The 14,245-nt window shown below is 40.0% G+C and carries 15 protein-coding genes; 12 read left to right on the top strand and 3 right to left on the bottom strand.

Annotated features, from left to right (window positions below):
* Positions 1 to 20 precede the first annotated feature (20 nt).
* The gene (locus RZO55_RS15255) at positions 21 to 1,517 is read left to right on the top strand and encodes a carboxypeptidase M32 (protein WP_318065115.1); all 1,497 of its coding nucleotides are present in this window, start codon (positions 21 to 23) and stop codon (positions 1,515 to 1,517) included.
* Between the two features lie 57 nt (positions 1,518 to 1,574).
* Complete coding sequence (gene cysK / locus RZO55_RS15250; RefSeq protein ID WP_318065114.1) at positions 1,575 to 2,504, top strand: cysteine synthase A; 930 nt, start codon at positions 1,575 to 1,577, stop codon at positions 2,502 to 2,504.
* Positions 2,505 to 2,564: 60 nt separating this feature from the next.
* Here cysK and RZO55_RS15245 read toward each other — a convergent pair whose 3' ends face one another.
* Positions 2,565 to 3,389 carry a YihY/virulence factor BrkB family protein gene (locus RZO55_RS15245; RefSeq protein WP_318065113.1) on the bottom strand — a complete coding sequence of 275 codons (825 nt, stop codon included), beginning with the start codon at positions 3,387 to 3,389 and terminating at the stop codon, positions 2,565 to 2,567.
* A 108-nt stretch (positions 3,390 to 3,497) separates the two neighbouring features.
* On the opposite strand from RZO55_RS15245, the gene RZO55_RS15240 reads away from it, so the two are divergent.
* Entirely contained in the window at positions 3,498 to 4,388 is an 891-nt protein-coding gene (locus RZO55_RS15240) for an SPL family radical SAM protein (protein ID WP_318065112.1), read from the top strand.
* Here the strand turns inward: RZO55_RS15240 and RZO55_RS15235 are convergent, their stop codons facing one another.
* Positions 4,389 to 5,270, bottom strand: a complete 882-nt coding sequence (locus RZO55_RS15235) for a LysR family transcriptional regulator (protein ID WP_318065111.1) — start codon at positions 5,268 to 5,270, stop codon at positions 4,389 to 4,391. It abuts the gene before it with no gap.
* Positions 5,271 to 5,387: 117 nt separating this feature from the next.
* On the opposite strand from RZO55_RS15235, the gene RZO55_RS15230 reads away from it, so the two are divergent.
* The 9 genes from RZO55_RS15230 to RZO55_RS15190 all read left to right on the top strand — a co-directional run bounded on the left by RZO55_RS15230 (position 5,388) and on the right by RZO55_RS15190 (position 13,516).
* Positions 5,388 to 7,118 carry an ABC transporter ATP-binding protein gene (locus tag RZO55_RS15230; RefSeq protein ID WP_318065110.1) on the top strand — a complete coding sequence of 577 codons (1,731 nt, stop codon included), beginning with the start codon at positions 5,388 to 5,390 and terminating at the stop codon, positions 7,116 to 7,118.
* 1 nt (position 7,119) lies between these two features.
* A complete protein-coding gene (locus RZO55_RS15225; RefSeq protein WP_318065109.1) occupies positions 7,120 to 8,865 on the top strand; it encodes an ABC transporter ATP-binding protein in 1,746 nt (581 codons plus the stop codon).
* A gap of 148 nt (positions 8,866 to 9,013) precedes the next feature.
* The gene (locus RZO55_RS15220; RefSeq protein WP_318065108.1) at positions 9,014 to 9,790 is read left to right on the top strand and encodes a LytR/AlgR family response regulator transcription factor; all 777 of its coding nucleotides are present in this window, start codon (positions 9,014 to 9,016) and stop codon (positions 9,788 to 9,790) included.
* Positions 9,780 to 11,141, top strand: a complete 1,362-nt coding sequence (locus tag RZO55_RS15215) for a sensor histidine kinase (protein ID WP_318065107.1) — start codon at positions 9,780 to 9,782, stop codon at positions 11,139 to 11,141. Before RZO55_RS15220 ends, RZO55_RS15215 begins: the two co-directional genes overlap by 11 nt.
* Positions 11,142 to 11,210: 69 nt before the next feature.
* Positions 11,211 to 11,372: a cyclic lactone autoinducer peptide gene (locus RZO55_RS15210; protein ID WP_318065106.1), complete on the top strand. Its 162-nt coding sequence runs from the start codon at positions 11,211 to 11,213 to the stop codon at positions 11,370 to 11,372.
* Positions 11,372 to 11,962 carry an accessory gene regulator ArgB-like protein gene (locus tag RZO55_RS15205; RefSeq protein ID WP_318065105.1) on the top strand — a complete coding sequence of 197 codons (591 nt, stop codon included), beginning with the start codon at positions 11,372 to 11,374 and terminating at the stop codon, positions 11,960 to 11,962. The genes RZO55_RS15210 and RZO55_RS15205 overlap by 1 nt, the downstream gene beginning before the upstream one ends.
* Positions 11,963 to 12,220: 258 nt before the next feature.
* Positions 12,221 to 12,691 (top strand): hypothetical protein, encoded by a 471-nt coding sequence (locus RZO55_RS15200; protein WP_318065104.1) that lies wholly within the window; start codon positions 12,221 to 12,223, stop codon positions 12,689 to 12,691.
* A gap of 21 nt (positions 12,692 to 12,712) precedes the next feature.
* Complete coding sequence (locus tag RZO55_RS15195; RefSeq protein ID WP_318065103.1) at positions 12,713 to 13,300, top strand: hypothetical protein; 588 nt, start codon at positions 12,713 to 12,715, stop codon at positions 13,298 to 13,300.
* Positions 13,301 to 13,342: 42 nt separating this feature from the next.
* The gene (locus RZO55_RS15190) at positions 13,343 to 13,516 is read left to right on the top strand and encodes a hypothetical protein (RefSeq protein WP_318065102.1); all 174 of its coding nucleotides are present in this window, start codon (positions 13,343 to 13,345) and stop codon (positions 13,514 to 13,516) included.
* 80 nt (positions 13,517 to 13,596) lie between these two features.
* Here RZO55_RS15190 and RZO55_RS15185 read toward each other — a convergent pair whose 3' ends face one another.
* The gene (locus tag RZO55_RS15185) at positions 13,597 to 13,908 is read right to left on the bottom strand and encodes a helix-turn-helix domain-containing protein (protein WP_318065101.1); all 312 of its coding nucleotides are present in this window, start codon (positions 13,906 to 13,908) and stop codon (positions 13,597 to 13,599) included.
* Positions 13,909 to 14,245: the final 337 nt, after the last annotated feature.

Raw genomic sequence — 14,245 nt, 5'->3', positions numbered from 1 at the left:
ATGAAGGAGAAAGAATAAATATGAACAAAATATATGAAAACTTATCTTCAATATTAGAAAAAACAATGGCACTGCAGACAGCTCTTATCCTTTTTGAGTGGGATAATGAAACACTGGCTCCCGAAGAAGCCGGATCCTATACAGCCAGAGTGATTGGTGCACTAACAGAAGAGTACTATGGATTTATGACAGGCGAAGAGATGGGAGAAGCAATTGCAGCATGCGAACAGGAATCGGAATTGTCTGATATCCAAAAAGCAGTACTTCAGGGGGCAAAGGAAGCCAGAGAAGAACTGATCTGTATACCAAAGACCGAATACAGGGAAAATGCCCAGCTGATTGCCGAAGCAGCAAGAGTCTGGTCGAAGGCGAAGAAGAATGAGGATTATGATTCTTTCCTGCCCACATTGGAAAAGGTTATTCATTTCAAGAAGAAATTTGCATCCTACCGGAAAAAGGATGGTCAGAAGCTGTACGATGTTCTCCTTGCCGAATACGAAAAGGGATTTGAGACAGAACTTTTGGATGAGTTTTTTGGCAGACTGAAGGAAGAACTTGTTCCGCTGTTACAGGAGATCAGAGAACATGGAAAAGAGATTGATGATTCCTTTCTAATTGGCGGATATCCAAAAGAAAAGCAGGAGGAGATGGCTCGTTTCCTTTCTGAATACGTAGGATTTGAATTTGAGAAGGGTGTATTGTCAGAGAGTGCCCACCCATTTACAACTAATCTCCATAACCATGATGTCCGTATAACAACCAGCTACCACGATAAGATGGACAGTTCCATGTTTTCTGTGATCCACGAGAGCGGTCACGGGATTTATGAGTTAGGCATATCAGATGAGATAACCCAGACACCAGTTGGACAGGGAACCTCTATGGGTATGCATGAGTCACAGTCCAGATTTTATGAGAATTTTATCGGGCGGAATCCGAATTTCTGGAATCCTATTTATGACAGATTAACGGAGCTTTATCCCGACAGGTTGAAAACTATTTCTGCAGAACGATTTATGGAAGCAATTAATAAAGTGGATCCAGGATTTATTCGTACTGAAGCAGATGAGCTGACTTACAGCCTTCATATTATGATCCGGTATGAACTGGAGAAGATGATAATAGAAGAAGACGTGGATCTTAAAAAATTACCGGAAATCTGGGCAGATAAATATGAGGAATATTTAGGAATCCGGCCGAAGAATGTTTCAGAAGGAGTCCTGCAGGATATCCACTGGTCTCAGGGATTGTTCGGATATTTCCCATCATATGCCCTTGGGAATGCATTTGGAGCACAGCTGTATTTCCATATGAAAAAGGAGATGGATTTTAATGGCCTTTTAAGAGATGGGAAGCTGGACGTGATCAAAGAATATCTGCGAAGCCATATTCATCAATATGGTAAGATGAAGACAAGCCGTGAGTTAATAAAGGCAGCGACAGGAGAGGACTTTACTCCGGAATACTTCATCGATTACCTGAAAGAAAAGTACCGTAAGCTTTATGGTTTATCATAATATTAATTACCTGCAGATAAAATGAAATCAGGAAACGTGTAAGAAAAGAGGTTTATTATGGAAAACATTAAAAAAAGTGCCCGGGAACTGATTGGAAAAACTCCTTTGCTGGAACTTTCCAATTACCAGAAGAAACACGGACTTAAGGCATCTGTCATTGCAAAACTGGAATATTTTAACCCGGCTGGCAGTGTAAAAGACAGAGCAGCGCTGTCCATGATTGAGGATGGAGAAAAAACCGGCAGAATAAAGCCGGGGGCAACTATCATTGAACCCACATCTGGAAATACTGGTATTGGAATTGCCAGTATCGCTGCCATGAAAGGGTATCGTGCAATTCTCATCATGCCTGAAACCATGAGTGTGGAACGAAGGAATCTTTTAAAAGCATATGGAGCTGAGATTGTACTTACCGAAGGAACAAAAGGGATGAAAGGTGCAATTGATAAAGCTGCCCAGCTGCAAAAAGAGATCGAAGGTTCCGTCATTTTAGGGCAGTTTGAGAATCCGGCCAATCCGGCAATACATCGGGAAACCACAGGGCCTGAAATCTGGGAAGATACTGATGGGATAGTTGATGTATTTGTGGCAGGGATCGGAACGGGTGGTACCATAACCGGAGTTGGGGAATATCTAAAGAGTAAGAATCCTGATATCCGGATTATCGGAGTAGAACCAGCAGGATCCCCCATTCTTTCCGGAGGAAAGCCGGGACCTCACGGACTCCAGGGAATTGGAGCTGGTTTCGTCCCTGATATACTAAACACAGAGATCTATGATGAAATAATACCTGTAGAGAATCAGGAAGCTTATGAGACGGGCAAAGAGATCGCACAGACGGAAGGAATCCTTGTGGGAATATCCTCTGCTGCAGCAGTATGGGCAGCCAGGGAAGCTGCAAAACGGCCGGAATTCGAAGGAAAAAGAATCATCGTTCTTCTTCCGGATACAGGAGACAGATATTTATCCACGCCGCTGTTTTCTTAAAGTCAGCTGATGGATTAAGAAGACCAGGGATCTTTAAAGGATCTCTGGTCTTTCGTTCATTTATTCCTTCCTGTTTTCTGAATAATAGTAATTGATTTCAGCTCCGAAAAACAGAATGCAGATGCAGGAATACAGCCACAGCATGATGAGAACAATGGCAGTCAGGCTGCCGTACATAACGGAATAATTGCTGAAATTGCTAAAGTAAATAGAAAAGGCAAAGGAGAAGGCAATCCACCCCAGTGTGGAAAAGACGGCTCCTGGCAGTTGTCTGGTAAAATGCTGCTTCTTTTCGGGTACATAGGTATAAAGCATGGCAAAACATAAAGTAAGAATAAATAAGAGCATAGTACGGAAACTGATAACATGCTGGGTAATCTCGGCCAGAATGGGAAAATGTCGGTTCATAAAAGCCTGTATGGAACTGCCCAGTACAAGTAGTACAAGTGTCAGGGTACAGATTATAATAAACACAACCGTATAACCGGCACAGACGACACGGGTCATGAAATACCCACGTTTTTTTTCCTGCCCGAAAACCCGGTTTAATCCCCGTTCAATGCTAAGCATACCCTTTGAAGCAGACCAGATCGCAGCAATGGCGGTCACAGATAAGATTGCTGCAGGTGACTTGGTGTAGAGATCTTCAATCACGTTAACGATAACGCTGTCAATCTCCAACGTGCTGGGAATCACCGTGACCAGAAGCTGCAGTAAATTCGCTTTTGTAATAGAAGGAATAAACTGAATCATAGCAAGTAACAGCATCATAAACGGAAAAGCAGCAATTATGGTAAAATATGAAGCCTGTGCTGCATAGACAGTCATTTCATCTTTCGTATATTTGTCATATATCTGTTTGCAGCGCAATAAAAAACGAATCATAATGAACGCTTCCCTTCCTATCTCGTATAAGCATATTATCATGGCACTTAGAAAATATCAAGGGATTCTCTGTTCAGTGAAAAAAGTATAAAAAGAGGGAGAATTATCATGGAATACATCCCGGCAAAAACAATTGTAACAAAAACAAAGACCTCCGGCTGGTTTGGGATTGATTATAATATGAATATATACAGAGGCTGCAGTCATGGCTGTATTTACTGTGACAGCCGTTCAGACTGTTACAGAATTGATCATTTTGATACCGTACGTGTCAAGGAGGATGCACTTCGGATCATACGGGATGATCTGAGAAGAAAAGTAAAAACAGGAGTGGTGGGAACAGGAGCAATGAGTGATCCATACAATCCACTGGAAAATGAACTTAAGCTTACCAGACATGCCCTGGAATTGATTGATGCCTTTGGTTTTGGGGCAGCCATTGCTACAAAAAGTACTTTGCTTCAAAGGGATATTGATATACTGAAAAGTATAGCAGATCATTCTCCTGTTATTCTAAAGGTTACGGTTACTACAAGTGATGATAATCTGGCGTCTAAAATTGAACCCAGGGTTTCCAGACCATCCGACCGGCTGTCACTGATTGCGGCCCTTAAAGACCAGGGGCTGTTTGCAGGGATCCTTCTGATGCCTGTCCTCCCTTTTCTGGAGGATAATGAAGACAATATCAGTTCTATTATAGCTGCAGCGAAAGAAGCCGGCGCTGATTTTATCTATCCGGCTTTTGGTGTCACGCTGCGGAACAATCAGAGAGAATGGTATTATGACCGATTAGGGGAGCTGTTTCCTGGAGATAACCTGGCAGAGCAGTATATGAAGCGTTATGGAAATAATTACCAGTGCACCAGTCCAAGAGCACGTAAATTATGGCAGGTGTTTTCTGAAGAGTGCAGCCGAAACCGGATTCTTTATAAAATGCCGGATATAATTCACGCGTACAAGAAAAATTACCAGATTACCCAGTTGAGCCTTTTTGATTAATCAATTGGACTGATCGCCAAAACTGGTTACAAATTCCCTGGCTATGTTTGAGACATAGCCATTTTTTTTGTATACAGCGGCTATCTGGGTAACGGTATCGGAAGAATCAATTTCCCGGAATAACAGATTTTCCTGCCCCAGGGTGAGGCTGATGGATTGGGGTACCAGAGCAATTCCCATTCCTGCTTTTGCCCATTGTAGACAGGTCCTTGCATCGTCATTCCTGCAAAAGATATCCGGTTTGATCCCGCTGTTTTGAAATGCCAGAGAAATGATGGAATCAAATCTGCGGTAATAAATTAATGGCTTCCCCTTCAACTCTGTAAGACTTACCTTATTCCCTGTAAACTCCGGGAAAAATGCGGGATTACCCACTGCCATAATGGGTTCTTTCTTACCGTAGACACATTTAAGACCCTCCGGATTAAAAGGTGTTCGTATAATGGAACATTCTACAAGTCCATTTTTCATTTTCTCCAGGAGTTCATAGGTATTGCCTTCTGTTACTTCAAACCGGACACCTGGGTGAGCTGATGTGAAATTCTTTAAAAAATCCAGAAGTACAGTTCCGGATGAAGAAATGGTCCCCAGCTTCAGCACACCTCTGGCAGAAGATGGAAAATGCTTTAAATCATCTGATACAGTCCCCATCATGGATAAAATATCTTTTGCCTTAAAATATAAATATGTGCCTGCTTCTGTAAGCTCTGCCTTTTTCGATCTGCGCTCAAGAAGCTTCACTCCCATCTCTTCCTCCAGAAGCATAATCTGCTTGCTTAAAGGCGGCTGAGAAATCCCCAGTTTTTTTGCAGCTGCAGTAAAACTTCCGGTCTCTGAGACGACGGTAAAATAGTATAACTGTTTTGAATTAATTGGAATCATCTGGTACATCCTCTATTCTATCTGATTTCATTTTATACTTGTATTATTATATCAAAATGGTATAATAATACAATGCATTATTCTTAAAAAGTATTATTTGCGGGAGGATTAAGAAAAATGAAAAAGCTCCTTAAGTATTTGAGTAATTATAAGCGGGAAAGCATACTGGGACCATTGTTCAAGCTTCTGGAAGCCAGTTTTGAACTTCTTGTGCCTCTGGTAATGGCAGCAATCATTGACATTGGAATCAAAAACCATGATGTGACTTATATTCTGTCCATGGGTGGACTGCTGGTTCTGTTAGGCATTATCGGTCTTACCTGTTCCATAACAGCACAGTACTTTGCGGCAAAGGCAGCGGCAGGTTTTGGTACTTCATTAAGAAATGATCTGTTTTCCCATATTAACACTCTGTCTTTTCAGGAAATTGATACCATAGGAACGGCCACTCTCATTACCCGAATGACCAGTGATGTGAATCAGGTCCAGTCCGGTGTGAATTTATTTCTGCGCCTGTTTCTGCGCTCACCGTTTGTTGTTTTCGGCGCAATGATTATGGCATTTACCATCGATATAAAGGCAGCTCTGATATTTGCGGTTTCCATACCGGTACTTTCAGTTGTAGTATTCGGTATTATGCTTTTTAGTATGCCTCTATATAAAAAAGTACAAAAGCAGCTGGACCGGGTCTTACTGGCAGCAAGAGAAAATCTGGGCGGCGTCCGTGTGATCCGTGCATTTAACCGTCAGAATGATGAAGTACGCAGGTTCGATGAAGAGAATGGCATGCTTGTGAAACTCCAGGTATTTGTAGGTAAGATATCCGCATTGATGAATCCTTTTACTTATGTAATTATAAACCTTGCAATCATTGTACTCATTAACACCGGTGCAAATCGGGTTCAGACAGGGAATATCACTCAGGGTCAGGTAGTGGCTCTTGTAAATTACATGTCTCAGATACTGGTTGAGCTGGTGAAGCTTGCCAACTTAATTATCACCATATCCAAAGCTCTGGCCTGTGCCAACCGGATCAGTTCCGTGTTTTCCATGGAACCAGGCATTAAAGACACAAACCATAACGAGGTAAAGGGGAAAACAGATTCACCCAAGGTGGAATTTAATCAGGTAAGCCTTTTTTATCAGGGTGCAAAGTCTGAATCTCTGAGGGGAATTGGATTTTGCGCGAAAAAAGGTGAGACCATCGGAATTATAGGAGGGACGGGATCAGGAAAATCCACACTGGTGAACGTAATTCCAAGATTTTATGATGTATCTCAGGGGAGCGTCAGAGTGGAAGGTATCGATGTCAGGGAATATCCGCTGGGCCAGCTGAGAGAGATGGTAGGTATTGTTCCCCAAAAGGCGGTTCTTTTTAAAGGAAGTATTCGGGAAAACATGCAGTGGGGGAAAAAGGATGCCTCTGATGAAGACATTTACCGGGCACTTACTATTGCCCAGGCAAAGGAATTTGTGGAAGAAAAAGGGGAAGGACTTGACTTTCTGATACAGGCAGGGGGAAAAAACTTATCCGGAGGCCAGCGCCAGCGTCTTACCATTGCCAGAGCCATTGTAAAAAATCCCCAGATTCTTATTTTGGATGACAGCGCATCTGCTTTGGATTTTGCCACCGATGCAAGACTCCGCAAGGCGATTAAGGAGGAAACCAGGGATATGACCGTATTTTTAGTATCCCAGAGAGCTTCCACAATCAAGAATGCAGACAGCATTGTCGTGTTAGAAGATGGGCGGATGGCAGGCTGCGGAAAGCATGGAGAATTAATGGAATCCTGTGAGGTCTACCGTGAAATCTGCCTATCCCAGCTGTCTGAAAAGGAGGTGCAGTAATATGAATATAAAAAGGCATAAGACTACAGTCAAACGAATCTTAAATAAGATTGGAAAGTACAAATGGAGTGTAATGGCTTCGCTGTTTTGTGCGTTTCTTACAGTTGTATTTACCTTGTATATTCCCATATTAATCGGACGCGCTATTGATTGTATAGCAGGTGCCGGAAAAGTGGATTTTAAAACAATGGGTGTGATCCTGACACAGATGGGGATAGTGATTCTGGTTACTGCAACGGCGCAGTGGGTCATGAGCCATATCAATAATCAGATTACTTACCGGGTGGTAAAGGACATCAGAACGCAGGCTTTTAATAAGCTGGAAAGCCTTCCTTTAAAGTATATAGATTCACATGCACATGGTGATATAATCAGCAGAATTATTGCTGATATTGATCAGTTCTCCGATGGCCTGCTGATGGGATTCACCCAGCTGTTTACCGGAGTTTTAACCATTTTAGGAACACTGGTTTTTATGTTTTATATTAATCCGTTAATCGGGGCTCTGGTTGTGCTTGTTACCCCGCTGTCCCTGTTTGTGGCCAGTTTTATAGCGAAAAGAACATACAGTATGTTCCGGATGCAATCTCAGACAAGAGGAGTAATGACGTCTCTGGTGGAGGAGATGCTGGGAAACCAGAAGGTGGTAAAGGCCTTTGCTTATGAAGATGAGGCTCAGAAAAAATTCGAAACCATTAATGAAGAGCTTCGTGTATGGGGACTTAAGGCAACCTTTTTCTCTTCCATTACCAATCCGGCTACGCGGTTTGTAAACAGCCTTGTTTATGCCTGTGTAGGAATCGCCGGTGCAATTGCGGCAGTAAACGGATTTTTGACAGTGGGTCAGTTATCAAGTTTTTTAAGTTATGCCAATCAGTATACGAAACCTTTTAATGAGATATCAGGCGTAGTAACAGAGCTTCAGAACGCTCTTGCGTCAGCTGCACGTGTATTTGAACTGATTGACGAAGAGTCAGAGATACCGGATGACGGCCAGGCGGTTGTACTAAAGAATTCCAGAGGCGAGGTGGTTCTGGAACATGTTGATTTTTCCTATAATCAGGAGGTACGGTTGATTGAGGATATGAATTTATGCGCAGCACAGGGAAAGCGAATTGCCATTGTTGGTCCTACCGGCTGCGGGAAAAGTACGGTAATTAACCTTCTCATGCGCTTTTACGATGTAAATGCCGGGGCCATAAAGGTGGATGGAAACGACGTTCGTCACATTACCAGAGAAAGCTTAAGATCCTCCTATGGAATGGTTTTACAGGAAACATGGCTGAAGACTGGGACGATAAGAGAAAATATCGCCTACGGAAAATCGGATGCATCTGAGGAAGAAATAGTCACAGCAGCAAAAGAAGCACATGCGCATAGCTTTATTTCCCGCATGCCGCAGGGATATGATACAATCATTTCAGAAGACGGAGGAAACTTATCACAGGGTCAGAAACAGCTTTTGTGCATAGCAAGAGTCATGCTGTGCCTTCCGCCGATTCTTATTCTTGATGAGGCGACATCATCCATCGATACCAGAACTGAATTAAAGATACAGAAAGCATTTGCTAAAATGATGGAGGGACGCACCAGCTTTATTGTTGCTCACCGTCTTTCCACAATCAAGGAAGCGGATGTCATACTGGTTATGAGGGAGGGCCATATCATTGAACAGGGAACGCATGAGGACCTTCTCTCAGAAAATGGTTTTTATGCTCAGCTCTATAACAGTCAGTTTGCCGTATAATTAAGTTGAATAATCAGAAATGAGGTACCGAAAAAGTATGAACTTGTATTTTTCTGGCACCTTTTCTTGTATTCTTGGCATATTTCTTATAAAATAGGAGGGAATATACGATATTCAATAAAAAAGAAATTTATAAAGGGGAAAAAGAATGTTTGAAATTGCTATTTGCGATGATAGTATGGGCGACAGAGAGCGTTTAATAGAGAGAATTGGTAAGAATATGCCCGAAAGCGATAAATTCCGTATACACGAATATGATTCTGGAATCAGCCTTTTATCAGCGATTAAAAATATTAGATTTTCTATTATTTTTCTTGATGTTCAGATGAATGAAATGAATGGAGAAGAAACAGCGGTGCGGGTCAGGGAACTGGATAATAATGTAATTCTTGTTTTTAATACAGGCTTTGCAGAACCGTCTCCCCGCAGCTTTGAAGTCCAGCCTTACCGCTATATTATGAAGAATATGACCGATGAATTAATGGACCGTTATATAAGAGATTCTCTGGATAAAATGATTGAACTGGGTCAGGCACCGCTTCTGACGGCGAACGTGAACCGGGAACGGCTGTTTCTTCGGGCAGATGATATTGTATACATAGAAAAATTTAAGAAGAATACAAGAGTTCATATTTCTGAAAGCTCCATTAGAATTTACGGAATTAAAGAAATTGACAGCAGTGAAATCCCTGATATCCGGGTTCCGGATAAACTGGAGACGATTTATGAGCGCCTTAAAAAGTATGGTTTCGGCTATCCTCATGACAGCTATATTATTAATTTTAAATATTTGGTTTATTGTACCAGCAAGATTCTGCGCCTGAAAGATGTTGACACCATGTTTCAGATTACCCGGAGCAAGGCGCAGGAATTTCATATGCTGAAGGAAGAATTTATGTTATCAAAATACAAGGATGGCAATTAAGATGGGAAATGATTTGTTTTCAGTAAGCAGGCTTTTGTTCTGCGGCGCAGATGTTTATATGATGTTTCGGTTTTTTGCTGCTATTTATCCATTTAAGATCTTTGGAAAAAAACGTCAAATAATTAGTATTGTAATAACATTACTGATCTTTTTTGAAAATGCAATTGGCAGTGTCAGCTTAAATTTTATAACTGTTCCACTATTTTGTTATATTTATGCTCTGCTTTTGTTTAAGATTTCTTTTTCAAATGGTATTGCATATACAATTATTTATTTTGCATTTGTGGGAGGTAAGGAAGTGCTTTTTGAACTATTATATCGGTTCCTTTCTTATAATCTTCCCATTTACATACCTCCATGGTTTACGTCAGGTGGAATTTATTTTTTGATATTAGAATATATTGTAGGCTTTTTATTTTTGCTTTATATTGAGAAATATATTAAAAAGATAAATATCAGGAATAATAATGTATTTTCATGGTATTTACTGATCGTTCCTGTGTTATCTCTGGCTATTTCCAGCAGCTTTTTATATATGGATTTTCCGAAATCTATAGTTTTACAAATTTTCATGTGCGGTGGAGCCGTTTTATTATATCTTTCCAATGCTGCAATATTTATTATACTTGAGAAATATACTGACATGATGAACAAAATAAAATATGCAGAGCTTTATTCAGTGAAAAGAGAGATGGAAAATGATCACTTTCAAAACATACTAAAAATAAATGACCATTACCGTTGTTTTATGCATGATGTGCATTCGTACTTTAATAGTTTTCGACTGCTTGCTTTAAATGGGGAAAATCAAAAGATTGTTGAAATTATAGATGAACTGAAAGGGAAAATACAAGATGAGATCAATATTGTTATTTATAGCGGTAATCCTGTATTTAATGCCATATTGTCGGAACGTGTTTCAAAGGCTAAGGAACTTGGAGTTGAGTTTTCTATTTTTATAGAAAAGAATATTAATCTGGATTTTATATCTGACTCAGACCTGATTTCTATGTTTGGCAACCTGCTTGACAATGCATTGGAAGCGGCTTCTAAATGTGAGCCCCAAAAGCGTGTAGTACATATAAAACTATTTATGGGAACTAACTATTTCCTCATATTCCGTATTGAAAACAGTTTTAAAGTCAAAGCAATAAAAGAAGGTGATAAACTCCTTTCTACAAAAGAAGATTCAAAACATCATGGCCTGGGTGTAGGTATAGTTACCTCACTTGCTGAGAAGTATGGAGGATCATTAAATCTTGTTCAGAAAGAGGCCTTTTTTATCACGACTTTAACGATTTCGGCTTTTACAGAAGATAGATGTGCAAATTTTGGCACTCAACGTGTATAATTTTGGCACTTGACTTGAAAAATGGAAATTACTGTTATAAAATTAAAGAAAAAAAAGGAGAGATTTAAGATGAAAAAATTGTTAAATGCTTTAAAGGGAAAAGTATCAATGGTGAACGTTATGAACACATGTGCATTACTGGTTGCAGCTTATACCATGAATGTAACCTGTTTCTGGGCTCACCACCAGCCAGAGGTACCTGAAGAGGCGAAGAGTCTCAGGAAGTTCTAATGTTACAACGGATTTCCAATGGCATAGTCAGCTGGCAGATTAAAAAGAATCTTTTAAAAGATAATCAGCGCTCATTGTATCTTTACGCTTATGAAGTTTTACTCAACCAGATTATTAACATAGTCGTGGCTGTTGTCATAGCAGTAATTTTACGCGCTCCTATGCCTGTGTTGGTGTTCCTTGTCAGCTATATACCCTTGCGGTCCTATTGCGGAGGGTATCACGCGAAAACCAACGGAGTCTGTACCGTAGTGTCGGCAATCCTTATTATAATTACCTGTTTGCTTGAAATGTACATAGTTGGAACGGCTGCTCTTTATTTACCAATAGCGGGGTTTCTTATATCAGGAATCTTAATCTTTATCTTTGCACCAGTTGCTGATAATAATAAACTTCTGGACGAAGAGGAGACAAGACGTTACCGATTGAAAAGCAGACAGCTATGGCTTGCAGAAGTAATCGCAGGCGGAATCTTCTGGTTTGTCAACAGCCGCATTTGTGTTGTACTAGCCATAAGCCACCTTTTGCTATCCATTATGCTTGTATATGGAGTGCTGAAAAATAGTAAAATGGGTATGAAAGAGCTATAACAATCTATTTGAAGACGAGACTGTGCGTTTGCGCCAGTCTCGTTTTCCTGTTTTGATGATCTAAGGGAGCAGTTTCCGTGCACCTACAATTATAAATTCCCCCACCCGGTTTATTATCTCTAAAGCACTATTCAATCGGTCAGGTGTGCAAATTTTGGCACTCAAAGTGTACAATTTTGGCACTTCGGTTGAATTTATTTCTGTTCCATGTAGAATAAAAATATAAGTAACATAGTTCTTAGAACGAAAGGAGGGCTGATGGTGCAGAATAAAAGAAACAATGAAAGTTATTATCAATACAGGGCAAGCTGTTCCATTCGTAAAGAAGATGGGACAGAAGAGATAAAAAATTATGAACTGGAGACAGATATATTATACGGAGATCTTCATTTTTGGAATCGGTTATACTATCTGAAAAAAAGTCAGAATATGTTATTTGATTTTGCATCCCGTGAACCAGGAATTGTAAAATGCAGAATTTTACAGGAGAGACTGGTCCTGATACCACGATTCACCTACAGATCCCATAAAACAGCCGGTAAAAAAGGATCATTGTTTAAAAGGCTGCTGCTTGTCATAGAAGTGATTGTACTTCTGCTTTTAAATATGATGTGGGCATCTGTTGCAGAGGAGAAAAAAGTGGAAATATACGCAAATGATAATAAGATGACTGATATTGTTGAAATGGGAGTGGATAATATCAGCCAATGTATCGCGGATAAAGACTGAACAAAATAGAGAGGATGAATCATGTGTGAGGATGAAAAACTGATTGATGACAGACACCTCGAGCGGATTAACCGGTTTACCAGCATAGAAACGGGGATCTATGTGGAAGGAGAACTACTGCAATTCTGTGAAGTGAGGATGTTTGATAATAAGGTGGGCCTATTTCTTCCTACGGTATTTAAAGATATGAAAGCGGAAGATGCAAAAAGAAAATATTTTTCTGAACAGCGCCCTGAAATAATAAAAACCAATGAAGATGGTACTGTTAATTTTTCTTTCAGTATGGTGGAAAGGGAGATTAAGCCAGAACAGCTTGGGTCTGTAATACAGGAATTTTATCTTGTTTTAAAGCGTTTTCAGCCGATGAGCGTTTGTCTCGATGATGGAACAGAGTTGGATAATAAGGTTCCCTTTGCCTGGATGGAATTTATCAGCACTGCTCTTGATGATAACCTTTATAACATGCTGATTATATATCCGGTAGGTAAAAAACTGCTGATGGTGATGTTTAACAGCCCGTTTGAAAAAAGGCTGGACTGGGGCAGCTGCCTGTGTAAAATACGTAAAAGCATTACAATCTACAATAACGTGAATGAAGTAGATTATTAAAAGTATTGGCTTTGATTCGGCCAGGGGAAGGAATGAGATTTCATGATAAACGAACAGACTTTTCAGGATTTATATGGTTATTTTTTTGGTATGATAAATCGGGGGGATCTTGACGAAATATATGCCAGGGCACTGGAAGCAATACCTACCATTGTTTCTCTTCAGGAAATCAATGAATTTAAAACAACTGTTTCTGCCGCAAGTACGAATCCATAAACTATCGGTTATACCTCAAAATCCCCGTACATATGCACGGGGACAATGAATTATTCTGCCTTTTTTTTCAAAAATCCCGTCTATTGAGACTGAAGCCGGTTGATAATAGTCAATATCAGCAGCAGATCACTTTCCGGTAATGTTTTAAGCTTGTCTATGGTGTCTTTGACTAAGGGCGGGTTGGGATTATCATTATCAAAAAAGTCTTTCGGTGTTACGCTTAAGTATTCACAGATTGCCAGAAACTCAGCCATTGAGGGAAGGCTTCTGCCGCTGGAAATGCTTTGCACGTAACTTCTGCTATGTCCCAGCTCCAAGCTCATCTTATGTTCCGCCACTCCTTTTTTTAAACGTAATTCTGTAATTCTTTTGTTGATATAGTCTTGATCCATTGTTGTCACCTCTCGTACTTATTTTATGATAATAAAATTAGTATAATACACGATTTAAATATGTAAAATTCATATATTGCATAATATGAGTATCAATAGTATAATTAAAAACTGCTGATATTAGTAAAAGATGCGGGGAGGAAGGGAGCTTAACAGGTATAAAAGTTCTGATATCCAGTTTATATGTACATAAGTGGAATTGCAATAGGAAAACGGAATCAAGCTTACACAAAAATAGCAAAACTTATTAGTAAAATTTACCTTGGTATGATATGATGTTTTTAACTAAATGTCGATATATGTATTATAAGGTCGAGACTGAATTACAGGAGAGTAA

Source organism: Clostridium boliviensis (genome assembly GCF_033342255.1).
Classification (GTDB): domain Bacteria; phylum Bacillota; class Clostridia; order Lachnospirales; family Lachnospiraceae; genus Lacrimispora; species Lacrimispora boliviensis.
Note: the sequence above shows the minus strand (reverse complement) of the source record. Positions and strands in the feature narration are given on the sequence as shown.